We start from the raw sequence: 18,970 nt of genomic DNA, 5'->3' as shown, positions 1-18,970 counted from the left end.
GATTTTATTCAAAGAATCGATCAAACATCTTCTTGGCTTTAGTTACGACACCTTCGGAATTTTGTTTTGGCTGTTTTTGTTTCTTAGGCTGTTGTACTTCTTGGTGCTCAACTTTCACAGCGCTTGCGGCAGCTGTTCCAGTTCCAACTCGGCCATAGAAGACATCTTCCATGTATGCGTATTGGATCAGGCCAACTGCTGTTGTGTACTGAGGTTCGCGTACACCGATAAACTCCGGAGTGAACAGACGGACACGCGTTTGCAGGATGTTCCGTGCAAGTTCAGGCAAGCCATCTAATTTAGCCATACCACCGGTTAAAACGACTCCTCCTGGCAGGTCTTGTACACCTAAGCGGTAAAACTCATCCAAAATCAGTTCGAAAAGTTCTTCCAGGCGAACTCCGATTATTTCAGATATGTATTTTTGATTATATTGTTCTGTGGAATCTGATCCGATGACCGGAACTTCAAACACTTCATCTTCTGAAGCATCTTCAAAAAATGCATGGCCATGCTCGAGTTTGATTTTTTCAGCTTGATCCGTCGGTGTCTTTAGAATGATGGACAAATCTTTTGTAACGTGGTCGCCTCCAACTGGAATAACAGAAGAAGCGGTCAAGTGGCCTTCTTGGAAGATGGCAATAGAAGTAGAACCTCCACCGATATCGATACACGCTGTACCATGATTTTTTTCATCTTCAGTTAATGCGTAGCTTCCTGCAGCAAGCGGTTGTACGTAAATATCACGAATTTCCAGGCCTGCTCTTTCCACACAGCGAAGTACGTTGTGTAAAATGGTCTTTGAAGTCGTCACCATTGTACCATCCATTTCAAGGCGGATACCAATCATGCCCCGTGGATCTTTGATTTCACCCAAATGATCGACCACATACTGTTCAGGAATGATGTTGACCAATTCGCGTTCTGGCGGAATCGACATAACTTGTGCCGCTTCCAATACGCGATCCAAATCATCGTCTGTAATTTCCCGGTTTTCACTGTTGACTGCCACAATCCCTTTAACAGGTTGAAGCACCGCTTTGTTTGCCGGAATTCCCAATACGACCTCGTGGATGGATTTTCCGATCATGCGTTCTGCCTGATCGACTGCTTTTTTAATGGACTGCACAGTTGCATCTATGTCAACAATCGCACCTTTTCTGATTCCATTAGATTTTACATTTCCGACGCCGATTACATTCAGCGACTTGTTGGCCATTTCCCCGATTAAAACTTTAACGGATGACGAACCGATATCTAGACTAACGTATAATTCTGATTGACTCAATTCGTGGCACCTCCTTATAAACTGCTGTACTTATATTCTATTGCAAATCATGCACCTTGTCTAAGAAAATCGCAAAACTTAGAAAAATTTCCTTCAATTGTTCAATTTATTTCTCTAACTTCTTTCTTTTCTGCCCATTTCGCTAAAATGATGCGTCGAATGACTGCGATATTTTGGAATAGCCGAACGCCGAACGCAAAGATTGCCGCTAAGTATAAATCTACCCCTAAATGGACACCCAGAAAAGCAAGACCTGCTGCAAGGGCGATATTAAAGAAAAAACCGGATACAAATACCTTGTCATCATAAACCTGCTGAAGATGTGCACGAATTCCGCCAAAAAGCGTATCGAGTGACGCCAACACGGCTATGGACAGGTAGTTGGCATATTCCGGAGGGATTTGAATATCCGTCAAAAGCCCGAGCGATATTCCGAGTATTAAACCTAATATGGACAGCCACATCGCTATTCCCCCTCTGATGCCTGTAAATATTTGGTGTCGATAGCACCGTCGTATGCCTCGATGACAAGGTCAGTTTGAGGCTCAGAGACTGTCAATGTCAAGTTATCGATATAGAAGTCGTCCAGAATACGCGACGCCAATAAATGATTATACAGCTTTTCCGAGTCTTCCAACGACTTCGAGATGATTTTGATGGAAAACGGCGGTGTATCGACCGGTTTCGTATTGACGGTCGTTTGGCCGTTTATATCCCGGATCGCTGTCGTGTTGATGATTCGTTTGCCATCAATCGATACATATAAGCCATTGAAACGGTTGATTTCATTTACCAGGCGAATAAGCAAATCTGGTGAAATCCCTTCAATGTCCAGCCCCATCGCAACCGCTTCCAGGGAAGGTTCAATCAGGACTTCGATGCCGGGTCCAACAGTTTCTGCCAGGCCAGCGGCTTTTCTAAGTTCACCTGCTGTTTCCCGCAGCGCTTGCTCCGGGCTCGCATCTGAAGCAGCTTCGTATTTGCCTAAAGTATCATCGAGTGAGCTGATTTCAGATAACAGCTCTGATTGAAGCTGATTCTCTCTTGCCAATTCCTGTCTGATTTCCCAGGCATCCCGTGTATCACGGATGTCCGGTTCATTGATCGTATTGTACTGAATGGCTGTCATCAGACCGATTATAAACATAATCACCGTAAATCGGGTAAGAATCCTTTTCTTCACGCAATTCCCCCCTGACTCATGATTCCGCCAGAAGAGCAGGCATTTCGATCAATTGCCCCTCATCCAACGTCACAATGATATTATCATTCAGCAATTGATCCATGATGCCGCCCGTCAATTCCATCGAAGAAGTCAATACGCCAGGTTCACCGATGGCTTCTATAACAAACGGCGCTGGATATTGCACGCCGTCAACGGTGATGACTGGACCTGTACAGACGATATAGGAGTTTCCATGGATGCGTTGGCCATTGATGGAAATGGCTTCAGCTCCGGAAATATACAATTCATTGATCACTTGGAAAACATGGCTTTCGTGAACAATGTAATCGTTCGGATTCACTGAATTGGGATTGTAATCGCCATCTTGCAATGTTACTTTCAAGCCGCTCCCTTGAACTGGCACCAGCCCAAGATACCTCCGCAGTTCTTCTGCTTCTGCTGCATATTCTGTATACCGATTTTCTCCATCTGCAAATGACTTTTCATATTCTTGCACTTTGCTTTGTTTTTCCTGCAATTCTTCACGCAATTCCTTATTGTGCTCCTGCTGTTCGATCAGGTCTTTCCGGTATCGTTCTTCCTGTTCGAAAAAGGCGCCACCGGTAAATCCTTCTGTTTCTTTATTGGCATTCGACAAGCTGTAGGAATAAGCCATGATAAAACCAAGAACCAAAAAGACCAGTGAAAAAACTATCGATTTACTGAAGTTTTTGCGGTTACTCTTCTTCGGGTTCTTCATCGTCGGCACCTTCCTTCTCGAGGCCAAAGACATCTGCATAAGAACGGAAGAAAATCCCGACTTCCATATCGATAATGCCTTTCTGCCCTTCTTCCAATTGAGCAATGACAGAAGGATAATAATTAATTTTTTCAGCCAAGGTACTCAAAATGCCGTGGATCTCATTTCCATCGTTCATATATAAAGTTACGTAGTCTGCGTCTTCCTGATCAGGATCCAGTATCACTTGTGAAACTAGTTGAAGAACCTCAGCATCGATTTCCAATAATTGATCTACCAGTTTCTGCCGTTTCTTATCGTCTTCAAAATTCGAATAGATCGGACCGTCTACGACAGTGACCGGCTGATCCAGAGCCAAATTATTGGATAGCACAATCTGGTAGCTGTTGCCACGGTCTAAGTAACCCATTTGAACATATTCAGTCAGCTTGATTTCCACGCCTGTCAGCCATTTTTTCTCGACAGAGGCGTCTTCAATCCACTCGAGTTTTTCCAATTCTTTCGCTACCGCTCCTGCATCGAAAGACCACATCGAATCTCCGACGGCTAATCCACTTGCAGCCTGGTAGCTTTCCTTGTCAAAGAGCACAGCGCCTTCAATGGTAATCGTCTGGATTTCACTGTACTTCGACTGGCTGTATAAAAGTACGGCAAGCAAAGTGAGGAAAATGAACAGCAGCGCCACGAACTTGCGATTGGTTCTTCTTTTCCGGCGCTCGCGGAGCGTCGGGATGCGTTCTTCGATGTCAATCACTTTGTCCATAATTGCTGCCCCTTATCTTTTATTCGTTGGCTTCCGTCATCTGCTGGACTGCGGTAATGAAAGCATCGCCTCGAATTTCAAAACTGTCGTATTGGTCCCAGCTTGCGCATGCAGGAGATAAGAGGATCGTGTCGCCGCTGGCGGAATGATTGATCGCTTTCTCGACCGCGTCATCCATTTTCCCTGCTTGTACGATATGTGCTACACCACAGTCTTCTGCAAAAGCTGTAAAGCGCTGTGCCGTCTCCCCAAACGTAATCAAAGCTTTGACCCGATTCATATAAGGACGGATTTCTTCGAGTGAATGGTTTCGCTCCAACCCTCCAGCCAATAAGATGATATTTTCCGGGAAAGCTTCCAATGCACTTTTCGTCGCTAAGGCATTGGTCGCCTTCGAATCGTTGTAGAATTTGCGTCCTTGCCACTCCACAATAAACTGGGAACGATGCTTAACGCCCGTGAAAGAAGTCAAAACACGTATGATGGTCTCCTTCGTTCCACCCCACAACATAGCTGCAGCGGTTGCCGCCAAAATGTTCTCCAGGTTATGCTGTCCGCCAAGTATAATTTTTGAACGTTCAATCAGCTTTTCGCCTTTCCAGTATATGAAATCACTGTCAGCACTGATACTTGTCGGCGTCCGTCCTTTTAAAGTGAACGGCACCAACTGCGCTTTGCAGTTTTTGGCATGGTTCACCAACAAAGGCTGATCGGCATTATATATGAAATAATCCTCAGCTGTCTGATTTTCAGTAAGCTTCATTTTTGAAGCTCGATAGTCTTCAATCGTCCCATGATAATCCAGATGCGCTTCGTAAATATTCGTGATAATTGCGATATTCGGGCGGAAAGACTCAGTTCCTTTTAGTTGGAAAGAAGACAATTCGGTCACCACCACATTTTCAGGCTTCGCTTTTTCAGCAACCCCGCTTGCAACTGTGCCGATATTCCCGGCAATCAATGGCTTTTTATTGTCTTGGTTGAGCATATGGAACAACAAAGTGGTCGTTGTCGTTTTGCCGTTAGATCCAGTGATGCCGATAAATGGCGCTTCACTGATCAGATAAGCCAACTCAATTTCAGTCCAAACCGGAATGTTCTTCTCCAGTGCAGATTCAATCAATACATTGGTATAAGGGATACCCGGATTTTTGACAACCAGTTCAAATCCCTCTTCCAGTAAATCTTCAGGATGTCTCCCACAAATAACGGTGACGCCCATATTCAATAACTCTTGCGCTTCCGGATTTTCTTCAAAAGGCTTGGAGTCGTTGACTGTAACAAATGCTCCCAGTTTGTGAAGGATGCGTGCAGCGGTAAATCCGCTTTTCGCAAGACCCAGAACCAAGATTTTTTTATGGTGTAATTGTGGCACCTCTTTCATTTACATTACCTCCAAAAAGACTGCGATTGCCGCGCTGATAAGACCGACTGACCAGAATACGATGACTACTTTCCATTCTGACCATCCGCTTAATTCAAAATGATGGTGGATCGGGCTCATTTTAAAGATTCGTTTCTGGCGCAATTTGAAACTGCCGACCTGCAGAATAACTGAAGCTGTTTCGATAACGAAAACAAGCCCAATCAGCAATAGCAGCAATTCCTGTTTCAACAAAATAGACACCATGGCCAATGCGCCACCCAAAGCCAATGAACCCGTATCTCCCATAAAGACTTTAGCCGGATATTTATTGAAAATCAAAAATCCAAGCAAACCGCCTGTGACGGAAAAAGTAAAGATGGCAATGCCGATTTGGTCCTGATAAATCGCCAATAGGCCAAATGCGGCAAATGCAATTGAAGCTGTGCCGGCCACTAAGCCGTCAAGCCCATCTGTCAAATTGACTGCATTGGAAAATCCGACCAGCCAAAAGACAATGAAGAATACATAGAACCAGGATAATTCCAGTGCGATATCTGTAAATGGAATTGTTACGCCAGTCTCAAAATCGATGCCGTTCAATACCAAGAACGAAATGACTGCGATGACGATTTGTGCAATTAACTTCTGCAATGAAGTCAATCCGAGATTTCTTTTTAAGACTACTTTGATAAAGTCATCCAGGAATCCGATCAATCCATATCCGAAAAGTACAAGCAATAGAATCAGTACTTTGGCATTCAGGAGTTCGGCAAACCAGGCAACCAATAGCACAGTGATGATGATTGAAATTAAGAAAACCAGTCCGCCCATAGTCGGCGTTCCTGTTTTCTTCATATGTGATTCAGGTCCTTCTTCACGGATGCTTTGCCCGAATTTCATCCGTTTCAGCAACGGAATGAAAATCGGCATAAGCACGACCGTTAGGATTAAAGCAAGTCCAAGACCCATTATTGTATAAGCGTTCATTTAGAGAGCTCCTTTAAACACGAGATTACTCGGTTGTTTCTTCTGTATCTGTTTCCGTGGCTTCGGCTTCTTCTGTTGTTGCTTCTTCTGTTGTTGCTTCTACTTCTTCTGTTTCAACTGTTGCTGTTTCAGAAGTTTGTGCTTCTGTTTCCGTAGCTTCAGTGTCCGTTTGTGGTTCCTGCTGTTCACTTTCAGCTTCAAAACCTTTTGCAGCCTCTTCTTCAAGCAGCTGCTCGCCATCGTCTTCGGCGGCCGCGTCTTCTTGTGCCTGCGCTGGATAATAAATTTCCGGAGGATGAAGCTCGATTACTACAGGCTCATTATCCTCTACAATTTCGCCTTCCGCAATGCTTTGCGTCAAAACATATCCTTGGCCCGCAATTTCCAATGCTAAGCCGCTTAAGGACTGATAGGCAAGCAGTTCACGTTTTGACCAGCCAGTAAAATCAGGCAACGCCGTTTTACCCGCTGTCTTCAGAATAACTTTGCCGCCTTTCAGTACAGTCTCCTCATTTTCCGGGTACTGAGCCACGACTTCTGACTGGTCACCAGTAACTACGACTTCGACACCAAGCTCAGTCAACTCTTCAGTAGCCTCTGCCACAGATTTGCCTGTATATTCTTCCACAGGCATCGTCGTAGCTTCCGCCATATTTTCCGGCTCAATGTTCAAATACTTCAAGCTATTTTCCATAACAGAAGTAAAGATTTTCGCTACCGGTACAGAACCATATTCATCAGCAGGCACATTCGGCTGCTGGACACCGATATAGATAAGCAGTTCCGGATCATCTGCAGGCGCCATTCCAAGGAACGAGAACAAATAATTGTTTCTGCCTTTCAAATAGCCGCCGCCTTCTTTCGGAACTTGCGCTGTACCCGTCTTCCCGGCAATCGTGTAATCCTGCAATGCAAATCCTCTTGCTGAACCGACTTCGGAAGTCACGGTTGACGCAAGAACTTCCCGTACTTTTTCAGCAGTTTCTGCTGACACAGGCTTCCCGGCTTCTTCCGGCTCACTTTTAACCGTGACTTTTCCAGTATCCTTGTTCTTGATTTGATCGATGACGTACGGTTTCATCATGACGCCGTCATTTGCAATAGCAGAGGCGGCTTGAATCATCTGAATCGGCGTTACTGTCGATCCCTGTCCATATGCTGTCGTCAATTTATTGATTGGGTATTGATCCAGTATTTTACCGGCTGCCTCTTTCGGCAGATCGATGCCGGTCTGTTTGCCAAATCCAAATGCATCCACGTATTTCATAAACGTGTCTGCTCCCATGCGCTCCAATAAATAGGCCATCGATACGTTAGAAGAGCGTTGAATCCCTTCAAGGAAGGAGATGGTTCCCCAACCGCGCCCACCGTTATGGTCACCGATGGTAGTGCCTAATAAATTATAGGTTCCAGAGTTATAGACAGCGTTCGGATCCCATTTGCCTTCTTCTATTGCAGCTGCCAATGTAAACATCTTCATTGGCGATCCTGGTTCAATCGTCAGTTCGATGCTTTCGTTCAGCCAATTGTCCGAAAGCCCTTCGCGTGTATTCGGGTTGAACGTTGGACGCTGTGACATAGCCAGAATTTCACCAGTTTTCGGATCTGCAACTACGGCGATCATTCGCGTCGGATCGTATTCTTCTTGAACTCCAGACATGGCGTCTTCCAGGAAATTCTGCAAGGTTCTGTCTAAAGTCAGCTGAACGTCTGAACCGTCTTCGGCTGGAGTGACTGCCGATTCACTATTAGGCAATAGGAAGCCCCATTTATCCGTATCGAATTCCATTTTTCCGTTCTTGCCGGTCAACACTTCATTGTGAATGGATTCCAGTCCCATCCTCCCAGTAGTCTTGGTTTCGCCATCCTTCAGCTCTTCTTTCATGGCATAGCCAATCAGGTGAGACGCAAAGACACCGTTCGGGTATAGCCTTTTCAAATCCCGGACAAACAATAATCCCGGAATATTGGCTTCTTTCATTTCAAGCATCTTTGTGTGGCTGATTTCGCGTCCTGCTGAACCGAATTCCACTTGGTAGCGATCTTTTTCCACGCCTTGTTTCAATGTCTCTAAAATACTTTCTTCAGAAGCATCCAGGTATCCAGCCAATTTTTCGGCTGTTTCTTCCACGTCTACGACATGCCGTGGATCACTGGCTTTTTGCGTTGCTGATTCGTCCAGTACCGCGACAAGTTTGTAAGTGAGTGTGTCTTCAGCAATCACTTCTCCGCTCCGGTCAATGATGCGGCCCCGTTCAGCAGTCAATACTTCTTCCTGGCTGTATTTCGCTGCTGCTCTGGCAGCAAGTTCCTGCCCTTCCACTTCTCCCGTTGCTTGAATCGTCACAATTCTGGTCAATAAAAGGAAAAAGAGCCCTGCAAATAACAAAAATAGCAGAAAGGCTCCTCCTTGAAATCGAAACTTTTTTTTCATTGTCCAGGCACTACCTTTACATTGTGCTCATTTAATTTAAGGCCAAGGTCTTTCGCTTTTGCCCAAATGCGCTCGTATGAAGACAGTTCTTTCACCTGTACGGACAAATCTGAATTTTGCTTCGTCATTTCACTGACTGATTGTTCAATTGTTTGGATTTCTTGTGTGGATGCCTGAATCTTTGATTGATTCTGCAAAATCACCAAGGCGCACAGGATACAGACTGCTACGAAAGTTACATACAGTATTTTTTCACCTTTAGTGATTAAACTCTTTCTTCTTACCGGCTGCCGACTCGGATTTTGAGGAACGGCCGGCTGTTGGATGTAGGTTTCAGTTCTTGCATTCAACGCCATTTGAACACGTCCTTACTCGTTTATTTTTTCTGCAATCCGCAATTTTGCGGATCTTGACCGGTTATTGTGTGCAAGCTCTTCTTCTGTTGGCAGAATCGGTTTTCTTGTAATCAGCTTCAGTATCGGCTCCATCCCGTCTGGAATCACCGGCAAATTCGGCGGCAGTTCCGGGAGGGACGAGGCTTCTTTGAAAATCGCTTTGCAAAGCCGGTCTTCAAGGGAATGGAAGGTGATGACACTGATTCTTCCCCCGATGGCCAATAGATCAATTGCATCCTGCAGCGATGTCTCAGCAGCGCCAAGTTCATCGTTTACTGCAATTCGAATCGCTTGAAATACCCGTTTCGCAGGATGTCCGCCTTTGCGGCGGGCAAAAGCAGGAATACCGTCTTTGATGCATTCGACTAGTTGCCCCGTTGTTTCAATGGGTTGCTTTTCTCGTGCAGCCTCGATTTTGCGGGCTATCTGTTTAGAGAATTTTTCTTCACCGTAGCGGTAGAAAATTCTTACCAAGTCTTCAAAAGACCATTCGTTGACGACGTGATAGGCGCTCAATTCAGCGCTTTGGTCCATTCTCATATCCAGTGGCGCGTCGTTATGGTAGCTGAAACCGCGTTCTGGAGTATCTAATTGCGGGGAAGAAACGCCGAGGTCATAAAGAATGCCATCGACTTTTTCCACTCCACGCATTTCCAGCTCTTCTTTTAAAAACTTAAAGTTGGCATGGATGAATGTAATTCTATGTAAGTAATCTTGCAGTTTTTCTTTTGCATGAGCCAGTGCCGTCGCGTCTTGATCAAAGCAATACAAATGACCTTGGTCAGATAATTGCTGAACCAAATATTCGCTGTGGCCTGCGCCGCCCAGCGTACAATCCACATATATGCCGTCAGGACGAACGTTCAGACCATCGACAGTTTCATGCAGTAAAACCGTGGTGTGGTTGAACAATCCATTTCCCCCGTTCATTTTTAAAAGTCAAAATCAGTTAAATTTTCCGCGATTTCGTTAAAGGAATCTTCAGAAGCTGCAAAATAGCTTTCCCATGAATCTTTTGCCCATATTTCAAAACGGTTGGACACACCTAAGATGATGCATTCTTTTTCAAGTTTCGCATAAGAAATTAATGTCGTCGGTATATTGACGCGTCCTTGCTTATCAAGTTCCACTTCTGTAGCTCCTGAAAAAAAGAAACGTGTAAAAGCACGAGCGTCTTTTTTGGTGACCGGCAGCTCTTTCAGCTTTTCTTCAATTTTCTGCCATTCGTCCATAGTGTAGCCAAATAAGCATTGATCTAGGCCTCGGGTAATGACAAATTGGTCACCCAGCTGCTCACGAAACTTTGCTGGAACGATTAACCGTCCCTTCGCATCAACGCTATGTTGATATTCGCCCATGAACATACCCTTCACCCCACTTATTGTACTAAATGTACCACAATCCCCCACTTGTCACCACTTGTTTTTGAAATATTTCACGTTTGTTACATTAAAATGTCTCAACAAGTTATTTTGACATAAAAAAAGCCTGCGAATGCAGACTTTTTGCCAATTATAACCAAATAATTTTATGATTTTTATCATACTTCAATGGCAATGCCAGAAGATCTTTTACGAGTCCACTTCCGTATTGATTCATATAAATAAACGGACTATAGATTCGTTCTTGGAACCCACCATTCGGCAGCAACTCGTTTTCAATGGCAGCATAATGGCCAAACTCAATGCTATTTTGAAGCACCACTTCATCTTCCAGTTTATTCTTCAAAAAACTTAATTGCTTAACGTGCAATTGCAGATTTTTTTCCACAATCGGCGTTAATCCCGTGCTGATGGTAGAGAACTTTTTATGGATCTCTTTGTATGCTTTTTCGACCTGGTTCTGCAGCTCCGCAATCAGGGCCTCGGCTTCCTTTTCACGGATCGATTCCATCAACTCATTTCTTTTGATGGCCACTTGCCGCTCGTTGACCACTGCAGCAAAATCCAAATTGTACTTTTCTAAAAGACGCTGCGTCTGGCGGTTCACTAAAGTCAGGCTTAAGCGCGGCATAACAACCGGCAGTTCTATGCCGAACAATTCGAAAGCGCCTTTGAAAGCTGCCCAATAAGCGATTTCTCCAGGGCCGCCTACAAAAGCCAGCACCGGGAAGACCATTTCCTGCATCAGCGGTCGTGTCACCACATTATTGCTCAGCAGTTCAGGAGTCTTTTCAGCTATATCCAAAAGCTGTTGCTTTGTAAAGCGGATGGCACCGTTGTTCGCAACAAACTCCCCGTCTTGGCGCTCTAGCAGCAAGCGTTCCCCCTTCACTGTAATAAACAAATGGGCTGCGTTTTCTTCGGCTCCGATGACGGCACTATAGCCGTCCTTCGCCAATGATCGCTCAGCGGCTGCAACCGTTTCCGCAATTTCGGCGGATCGTTCAATCATCTGTTTGAAATAAGGAGACTCATAGTTGCGAAGATTTTCATCTGCCGCATCGATATACAATAGTCCTTCTTCCTTGAAAAAATGATCGAGCAGGCATGCGAAGAAATCGGTGAAGGATACAGATTGTTCCAACAAACCGAAAACCAGGCCATGGATTTCTTTGGTATGTTCGGTTTCGGGAAGACTGCGGAAATACTCTTCCAGAAAAGAAGCGATCTTCGGTTTATTCAGCGTGGCAGAAGAAGCGGAATGCTTTCCATATTCAGCGTGCGGAATGTTTAATTTATCCACTCGTCCATTGACTTCTCTGTACAGATGGCTGATTTCAGCCAAATCGTGGTCTTCTCCGGCAATCCAAAATACCGGCACCACTTTGGTGTTCAGCTGCGCAGAAGCCTGTTTGGCCAGAACAATAACCGATATTGCTTTATGTACCGTATATAAGGGACCTGTTAAGAGGCCTGCCTGTTGGCCTGTCACAACCACCGGCGCACCTTCTTCGAAACTCTTCAAATGCCGTTCTGCTGATTCGGACAATCCATTCCGTCCCATGTATTGACGCAAAACGCCTGACAGTTTGATGCGATCGACAGAATGGCTTTGAAGCTCCTTCAATCGCCCTTCAAGTGACTGCATTTGCGGATCATATGAAAAATACTGGCGGATGGCCGGTCTGCCATTTACATAATCACTCATCAATTTACTGGCCGGTTCTATATATTGTTCCTCTACCTTCATGAAAAAAAGTCCCCTTTTCCCTTTACATTTAAAATCTACTATATCAAACGCATCTCCTAAAGAAAAAAAATACGCCTGCTAAACTGATTCAATGATGATCATTACCAGTCCGGCCAGCCATACAAACGCATAAGCGAAAGCCAATAGCAGAAAGCAGGTTCTCCATAATTTCCGGAAAAACGGGATGATTTCAATTTCTTTGGCGGTTCTCCATTCGATGACCAGCAAGACGATCGCCAATACAAGTGCCACGAAATAAACAATCGCAGATACAGAATAGCCCCATAGGAAGTCTACCGACGCAGGTACGGAAAAAAATAGCAAGAAAGTGGTGATATCAGATGCCACACCAAGCGCTTTCCGTTTTTTCTTTCTTAAAAACAAAAAATAAACAAAGATGAAAAGAAGAAAGGGAATATAAAGAAAAATCGTTCCAATTGTATGTAATAGCGTCATTTTTCTACCTCAACAGTTTTTAATAGGTGATAGAAAGCCTTGAATAAAGGCAATTCCAATTTGGAACGATTCAATACATACAGCATCAATCCTTCAACTTCCATCGGATCGCCTGCCAAGCGATCTGTCAACATTGCCGATGCTCGTTCTGGCTCTGCTGCACAGAATGCAGCCACTTTCTCAATCGGCTGCAGCGATTCAATTTCAGGAAATGCCAAATAAAGTTCGTTGTACAGGTTTCTGAACAATTCATATGCATGTGGATTGGTGATCAATTCACCGTTGCGGATTTTCATCAACGCTGTCAATGGATCGATCAAGCTGCTGAACAGCAAGCTTTCAAAAAGCTGCTCTTCAATCGTCTCCACCCAATTTGTCTGCCAGGCAGAAGATTCAAGAAGCGGCTGAAACTCTTCCATATGGCCTTTTACCAAACCATAGGTGACGTGTGCAGTTTTGTTGAAACTAATTTCCGTATTGCTCAACTTGACGCAATCTGTTTCCAAAACAGCTGCTGCAATATGGCGATGCGACAAAGTTCTGGCTTTTTCCAAAAACAGCATCCCTTGCTGAAGGAAAACAATCCGGTTGCTTGGACAGCGGATTTTCAGAAGCCTTAAAATCGGCTGAAGATCTTCGTACTTCACCGTCAGAAGAATAAAAGCGTCCGGATCGATCTGCTCAATATCCGTGTAGGCTTTTATATACTGCCGGTCCTTGCCATGTATGATTCCCTGCTCGTTGATCGACGCAGCTTGTTCTTCATGCTCCGTGACCACTTGTACATCATGGCCCGCTTTTTTCAATAGATAGGCTGGCAGCATTCCGTTGGCCCCAGCTCCAATAATTGCATATTTCATAGAATCACTCCTTACAGTGCCACAGTTTCTTAAAAAAGAAGCCTGCCCATATTAGGCAGACTTCCAATAATAAACTTTATTATACAGGATAAATCGGATGTTTTCGATATGGCAATGGCAAATCTTTTGTTTCATAAAAAGACAGGCGTTGAGAAAGAACCGAACGCAATTGATGCGGCGCGACAATTTCATCAATGATCAATTCAGATGCCAGACGATAAATATCGATCTCCTCTTTGTATTCTTGATGTTTTTGCTGTACGTACTGAAGGCGTTCTTTCGGATCTTCGATGGCTTCAATTTTATTCGAGTAAACGGCATTTACCGCCGCTTCAGGACCCATCACTGCAATTTGCGCTGTCGGCAACGCGATGCAGACATCCGGTTCGAAGGCTGGGCCTGCCATCGCATAGAGACCGGCTCCGTAGGCTTTGCGGACAATGACAGAGATTTTCGGCACTGTCGCTGAACTCATTGCGGCGATGAACTTGGCACCATGGCGGATGATGCCGGCACGTTCGACTTTTGTGCCGATCATAAAGCCTGGAACGTCTGCCAGGAACAACAACGGAATTGAAAATGCATCGCAAAGGTTGATGAATTTTGCTCCTTTGTCGGCTGAATCACCGAATAGGACTCCCCCTTTAACCTTTGGCTGGTTGGCAAGAATGCCGACCACCTGGCCGTCGATACGTGCAATTCCGGTAATCAATTCCCCAGCGAACAGCTTTTTGATATCAAAAAAGCTGCCTTCATCGACTAATTGATCAATCAGTTCATACATGTCAAACGGCGCATTTTGGTTTTCCGGGATAATTGCTTCCAGCGAACGCCCTGCTTTGGCTGCTTTTGCCTCAATCTTTTCAGGCTTGACGGCAAAATTAGACGGGAAATTCGTCAAATAGCGGCGCGCTTCAGAAATTGCTTCTTCTTCCGTCGCCACTAAGACATCGCCGACGCCACTGACGGTGCAGTGCATGCGGGCTCCACCCATCTCTTCTAGCGTCACTTTTTCTCCGATGACTTTTTCCGCCATACGAGGCGACCCCAAATACATCGAGGCATTGCCCTCAACCATGATGACGATATCACAGAAAGCCGGAATATAGGCACCTCCTGCAGCAGATGGACCGAACAATAAGCACACTTGCGGAACCATTCCGGACATTCTCACCTGATTATGAAAAATTTTGCCTGCTCCCCGGCGATTTGGGAACATATCCAGCTGATCTGTGATCCGGGCTCCCGCAGAATCCACCAAATAGAGCATCGGCACTTGCATTTTTTCAGCTGTTTCCTGGATGCGGATGATTTTTTCTACTGTACGCGAACCCCATGACCCGGCTTTGACCGTTGAATCGTTGGCCATTACACAAACGGTTTCCCCGTTGACTTTCCCAATGGCTGTAATAACGCCATCCGCCGGAAGATCTTCTGCTTCGACATTGGCAAAACGTCCATCTTCCGCATAGTTCTCGTCATCAAACAATAACTTCAAACGATCACGGACAAATAATTTATTGCTTTCTTTCAGTTTGTCGTGGTATTTTTGCTGCCCCCCAGCAAAAATTTTCGACAGTTTTTGTTCCAAGCGTTCGTTATACCCTGTTGTTTCAGTCGTTTTCGTCATCTCACTGTCCCCTTTGCAATAAAATCGATTATCCCGCTTTAACGGGCAGTAAGACTCCCGCTTCTGCAAGCGGGAGATCCACTGACCATAAAAGTCCGATTGGATCGGGCCGACAGGATGCCGGTTACATAGGCATTGCCGCAGGAAGCGGCAATGCCTATGTTCTGCTTTTTATCAGTGGGGGATGAAGAACCCCCCCCACTGATTGAAGTTTCTCTTTATTCGCCGACAGTCAACAGCAAATCGCCTTCGTTGACAAAGCCGCCAACTTCGACATGAACTTTCTCGACTTTTCCGCCAAATTCAGCTTCCACTGGAATTTCCATTTTCATGGACTCGATTGTCAAAACAGCTTGTCCAGCCGTTACCGCTTCTCCTTCAGCCGCCAATACGTTTAATACCGTTCCTGCCATAGATGCTTTCAATTCTTTCATAATGTGTGTTCCTCCTTTATTTTTTCCATCCATTGCGGCAATACCGCAGTTGCGTAATCACCTGAAATAAATTCCTCTGACCTAATAAATTCCTTAAATAAAGGAATATTGGTTTTTACACCAGTAATTGTAACATGATTGAAAAAAGTCTGTGATTTTGACAAAGCATCAATCCGGTCGGTTCCGCGGATGATAATTTTTGAAATCATCGGATCGTAGAAAGGCGTCACTTGGTTGCCTTCTTCGTAACCCGTTTCAATACGTGCGCCTTCTCCCCATTGAAGCTTTTCGAGCTTACCTGGAGATGGGAAAAATGTTTTTGGGTCTTCAGCATACACGCGGTACTCAATGGCGTGGCCTTTTGTCTGTATGCTGTCCTGAGAAGGCAATTCTCCTCCATCAGCTACAGTCAGCTGCCATTCAACAAGATCCAGCCCTGTCACTTCTTCGGTGACAGGATGCTCGACTTGCAGACGCGTATTCATCTCCAGGAAATAAAAGTTATTATCCGGGTCGACGATAAATTCGACGGTTCCCGCATTGGTGTAGTTAACCGCTTTTCCAGCCTGCAGCGCAGCTTCGCAAAGCCGTTCGCGGACATCTTGCGGCAAATTCGGCGAAGGCGATTCTTCAATCACTTTCTGGTTGCGGCGCTGGACTGAACAATTCCGTTCGTATAAATGAACAAGATTGCCATGGTGGTCGCCGAAAATCTGAACTTCAATATGGCGGGCGTCAGCAATAAATTTCTCCAAATAAACCACATCGTCTCCAAAATAGGCCTTCGCGCGGTTTTTAACAGAGACAAACTGTTGAGTGAGCGCTTGCTCACTTTCACAGCGCACCATACCGATTCCACCGCCGCCTGCACTGGCTTTCAGCATCAATGGATAACCGATAGCTTCAGCTTCCTGCAAAGCTTCTTCAAGTGTCGTCACACCTTCTTCTGTACCAGGGACGACAGGTACAGAAGCCTTGATCATCGTTCTGCGGGATTCAATTTTATCCCCCATCTTTTCGATGATATCGCTTGAAGGTCCGATAAAGACCATCCCGGCTTCTGCCACGCGACGGGCAAAACCGGCATTTTCCGACAGCAGGCCATATCCCGGATGGATGGCATCCACACCGTGTTTTTTAGCTTCTTCAATAATTTTATCGATTTGCAGGTAAGACTGTACGACCGGATTTGGACCGATCAGTACAGCTTGGGTCGCTTCACTGACGTAAGGCAGATCCCCATCTGCCTCAGAATGAATAGCAACCGTCTCGATACCGAGTCGTTCGCAAGTCCGAATGATTCGGCGTGCGATTTCTCCCCGGTTCGCGATCAGGATTTTTTTCATATTAGAAATACCCCCTATGTTTTCTCCCTTCTATAGCATATACGAATTTTGTAAGCGATTTCAACTATTCATTAAAATATTTCTTTTTAAGTAGAATGAAACATAAAATTATTCTCTCAAATCGCCAAGCCCATGTTGTGTGGAGCTATGACCCAGTCTACTCTTCAAGCGCGCCACACCCGGACTTTCTGAAGAATTCCATAAAAAAAGAAACCCCTTCGAAAAGGGATTTCATTTTTTTGTTTTATTGAGGAAGCCATCGACTGCATCATGATGGGCGTCTTTCTCCCATAAAATAGCGCATCTTCTAACTTCCTGTTCCACACGTTCTTTCAAATCGGTCTTCTGCCATTTGCGGATGGCCATTTCCTTATAGGCGCGGTGAACGTCGGGATGGACTTTCTTCATCGATTTGAAAAAGTCAATGATATCTTGGTCACTGCGAATAATAGCTGATGCCCAACCGGACTCTTTTAATTCAGACGCTGTATATACCTTAGCTTCACTGAGCATTTGCAACGCTTTGTCATGCTGCAAGGTTTCCAGAAGATATGTTCCGCCTCCCCAGCCGCTGGTGATGGCTAGCGTGCCTTGGATAAAGCCGCACTTGGCATGATCCCATACAAGCCTGTAATCGCACGCTGTGGCGATTTCACAGCCGCCGCCGACTGCTGCACCATTAACAACTGCCACAACCGGTACAGGCAGTGTTTTGATTGAATAGAGCACTTCGCTCATGCGCTTCAGCATGCCGTATGCCTGTTCTTCCGTTCGAAGGGCATGGAATACCGACAGGTCGCCGCCTGAACAAAAGGCCTGCTTGCCGGCAGCTGTGATGATAACGGCCCGGACAGAAGGATGCTGTGCCTTTTCCACCAATTCCTCCAGTCCCATTGTGACTTCATCGTTGATGGCGTTGCGGATATGGGGCCGGTCAATCGTAAATGTCATAATTCCCTCTGTAAGGTTGATTGTATAAGACAATAGAATCCCTCTCTTCTGCCAATTTTTCTGTTGGCGGTTAAATCCGCCACTTGCTTATGTATAGAGAAAAAGGCTATCGAGAGCCATGGCCTCTCAATAGCCTTTCAGCAGCAAATACTGTTTTATTTGCTTGCTACTACTTCTTTCCCTTTGTATGATCCACATGCTTTGCAGACGTGGTGAGCCAATTTACTTTCGCCACAGCTTGGGCAAATTACCATGCCCGGCACTGACAATTTAAAATGTGTACGGCGTTTTCTTTTAGCGGTTTTGGACGTTCTTCTAGCTGGTACAGCCATTGGTGACACCTCCTTACACTAATTCTATTCATCTGACTGATCAAAATACTTTGCTAAATCAGCAAGTCTTGGATCCGGTTTTGGTGGTGCCGCTTCTTTCTCAGCTTCGTACTCTTCGTCTGTTGAATACGACCAATCATTCCCGCCTTTGATGACGGCCTGATCAGCGTCTTCCTTAAACACCTGAATCGGTATTTCCAGCAAAACTAATTCTTCCAGTATCGGCTGAAGATCAATGATCTCAGTTTCTACAGGGTGAACATCGCTTAGCTTATCCTCTTTGGCATTTTCAGACCAATCGAAGACTTCAACCGAATCAACGTTTATCGGAAACTCAACATCCTCCCAAGTTCTGGCACAAGGCAGCGTAAGCATACCTTCGAGATGGATTTGGCACGTTAATTGTTGCGAACCAATTGTGCAATGTCCTGTAACATGTACAGGCGAAATTTCCCGAATATCGCTATTCCGTGATTTCACTGCATCCAAATGAACCATTTGGTCAATTGGCAGTCCGTCTTTGCGATGCTTTTGAAGCTGTTGAATCGCTATTTTCATAAGTAATCACCTCAAGACAACAAAGTTGATTATATAATGCACAGAAAAAGATGTCAAGAAAAAATCTTGTCACACTATTTCAAACATCGGTATACTATTGTTAATTCTACCAA

20 protein-coding genes are annotated in these 18,970 nt (G+C 45.1%); all 20 read right to left on the bottom strand.

All coding sequences use genetic code 11. The features are described from left to right. Positions 1-4: 4 nt before the first annotated feature. Complete coding sequence (gene ftsA, locus H9630_RS03015; protein WP_191713998.1) at positions 5-1,288, bottom strand: cell division protein FtsA; 1,284 nt, start codon at positions 1,286-1,288, stop codon at positions 5-7. Positions 1,289-1,389: 101 nt separating this feature from the next. Beyond that, the gene (locus H9630_RS03010; protein WP_191713997.1) at positions 1,390-1,752 is read right to left on the bottom strand and encodes a small basic family protein; all 363 of its coding nucleotides are present in this window, start codon (positions 1,750-1,752) and stop codon (positions 1,390-1,392) included. 2 nt (positions 1,753-1,754) lie between these two features. Continuing rightward, on the bottom strand, positions 1,755-2,471 hold the full coding sequence (locus tag H9630_RS03005; protein WP_191713996.1) for a DUF881 domain-containing protein: 717 nt from the start codon (positions 2,469-2,471) through the stop codon (positions 1,755-1,757). Between the two features lie 16 nt (positions 2,472-2,487). Continuing rightward, entirely contained in the window at positions 2,488-3,213 is a 726-nt protein-coding gene (locus tag H9630_RS03000) for a DUF881 domain-containing protein (protein ID WP_191713995.1), read from the bottom strand. Further along, positions 3,191-3,976, bottom strand: a complete 786-nt coding sequence (locus tag H9630_RS02995) for a cell division protein FtsQ/DivIB (protein WP_191713994.1) — start codon at positions 3,974-3,976, stop codon at positions 3,191-3,193. Before H9630_RS02995 ends, H9630_RS03000 begins: the two co-directional genes overlap by 23 nt. 19 nt (positions 3,977-3,995) lie before the next feature. Beyond that, complete coding sequence (murD, locus tag H9630_RS02990) at positions 3,996-5,360, bottom strand: UDP-N-acetylmuramoyl-L-alanine--D-glutamate ligase (RefSeq protein WP_191713993.1); 1,365 nt, start codon at positions 5,358-5,360, stop codon at positions 3,996-3,998. Further along, positions 5,361-6,329: a phospho-N-acetylmuramoyl-pentapeptide-transferase gene (gene mraY / locus H9630_RS02985; protein ID WP_191713992.1), complete on the bottom strand. Its 969-nt coding sequence runs from the start codon at positions 6,327-6,329 to the stop codon at positions 5,361-5,363. Between the two features lie 25 nt (positions 6,330-6,354). Next, positions 6,355-8,763, bottom strand: coding sequence for a penicillin-binding protein (locus tag H9630_RS02980; RefSeq protein ID WP_191713991.1), 2,409 nt, complete (start codon positions 8,761-8,763; stop codon positions 6,355-6,357). Then, positions 8,760-9,119 carry a cell division protein FtsL gene (gene ftsL / locus H9630_RS02975; RefSeq protein ID WP_191713990.1) on the bottom strand — a complete coding sequence of 120 codons (360 nt, stop codon included), beginning with the start codon at positions 9,117-9,119 and terminating at the stop codon, positions 8,760-8,762. The genes H9630_RS02980 and ftsL overlap by 4 nt, the downstream gene beginning before the upstream one ends. A 12-nt stretch (positions 9,120-9,131) precedes the next feature. Then, positions 9,132-10,070, bottom strand: coding sequence for a 16S rRNA (cytosine(1402)-N(4))-methyltransferase RsmH (gene rsmH, locus H9630_RS02970; RefSeq protein WP_191713989.1), 939 nt, complete (start codon positions 10,068-10,070; stop codon positions 9,132-9,134). Positions 10,071-10,090: 20 nt separating this feature from the next. Continuing rightward, on the bottom strand, positions 10,091-10,522 hold the full coding sequence (gene mraZ, locus H9630_RS02965) for a division/cell wall cluster transcriptional repressor MraZ (protein ID WP_191714492.1): 432 nt from the start codon (positions 10,520-10,522) through the stop codon (positions 10,091-10,093). A gap of 148 nt (positions 10,523-10,670) precedes the next feature. Beyond that, on the bottom strand, positions 10,671-12,290 hold the full coding sequence (gene bshC, locus H9630_RS02960; protein ID WP_191713988.1) for a bacillithiol biosynthesis cysteine-adding enzyme BshC: 1,620 nt from the start codon (positions 12,288-12,290) through the stop codon (positions 10,671-10,673). 78 nt (positions 12,291-12,368) lie between these two features. After that, positions 12,369-12,746 (bottom strand): DUF3397 family protein, encoded by a 378-nt coding sequence (locus H9630_RS02955; protein ID WP_191713987.1) that lies wholly within the window; start codon positions 12,744-12,746, stop codon positions 12,369-12,371. Continuing rightward, positions 12,743-13,606: a ketopantoate reductase family protein gene (locus H9630_RS02950; protein WP_191713986.1), complete on the bottom strand. Its 864-nt coding sequence runs from the start codon at positions 13,604-13,606 to the stop codon at positions 12,743-12,745. Before H9630_RS02950 ends, H9630_RS02955 begins: the two co-directional genes overlap by 4 nt. Positions 13,607-13,685: 79 nt before the next feature. Further along, entirely contained in the window at positions 13,686-15,236 is a 1,551-nt protein-coding gene (locus tag H9630_RS02945; protein ID WP_191713985.1) for an acyl-CoA carboxylase subunit beta, read from the bottom strand. A gap of 218 nt (positions 15,237-15,454) precedes the next feature. Then, on the bottom strand, positions 15,455-15,670 hold the full coding sequence (locus tag H9630_RS02940; protein ID WP_191713984.1) for a biotin/lipoyl-containing protein: 216 nt from the start codon (positions 15,668-15,670) through the stop codon (positions 15,455-15,457). Further along, positions 15,667-17,016: an acetyl-CoA carboxylase biotin carboxylase subunit gene (locus H9630_RS02935; RefSeq protein WP_191713983.1), complete on the bottom strand. Its 1,350-nt coding sequence runs from the start codon at positions 17,014-17,016 to the stop codon at positions 15,667-15,669. The genes H9630_RS02940 and H9630_RS02935 overlap by 4 nt, the downstream gene beginning before the upstream one ends. Positions 17,017-17,247: 231 nt before the next feature. After that, positions 17,248-18,000, bottom strand: a complete 753-nt coding sequence (locus H9630_RS02930) for an enoyl-CoA hydratase/isomerase family protein (protein ID WP_191713982.1) — start codon at positions 17,998-18,000, stop codon at positions 17,248-17,250. 122 nt (positions 18,001-18,122) lie between these two features. Continuing rightward, entirely contained in the window at positions 18,123-18,299 is a 177-nt protein-coding gene (gene rpmF, locus H9630_RS02925; RefSeq protein ID WP_006828847.1) for a 50S ribosomal protein L32, read from the bottom strand. 24 nt (positions 18,300-18,323) lie between these two features. Beyond that, positions 18,324-18,857 carry a YceD family protein gene (locus H9630_RS02920; RefSeq protein WP_191713981.1) on the bottom strand — a complete coding sequence of 178 codons (534 nt, stop codon included), beginning with the start codon at positions 18,855-18,857 and terminating at the stop codon, positions 18,324-18,326. Between the last annotated feature and the right edge of the window lie 113 nt (positions 18,858-18,970).

Origin of the sequence: Planococcus wigleyi (assembly GCF_014836985.1) — a bacterium.
In the GTDB taxonomy this organism is placed as follows: Bacteria; Bacillota; Bacilli; order Bacillales_A; family Planococcaceae; genus Planococcus; species Planococcus notacanthi.
This window is presented reverse-complemented; position numbering and strand designations above follow the sequence as displayed.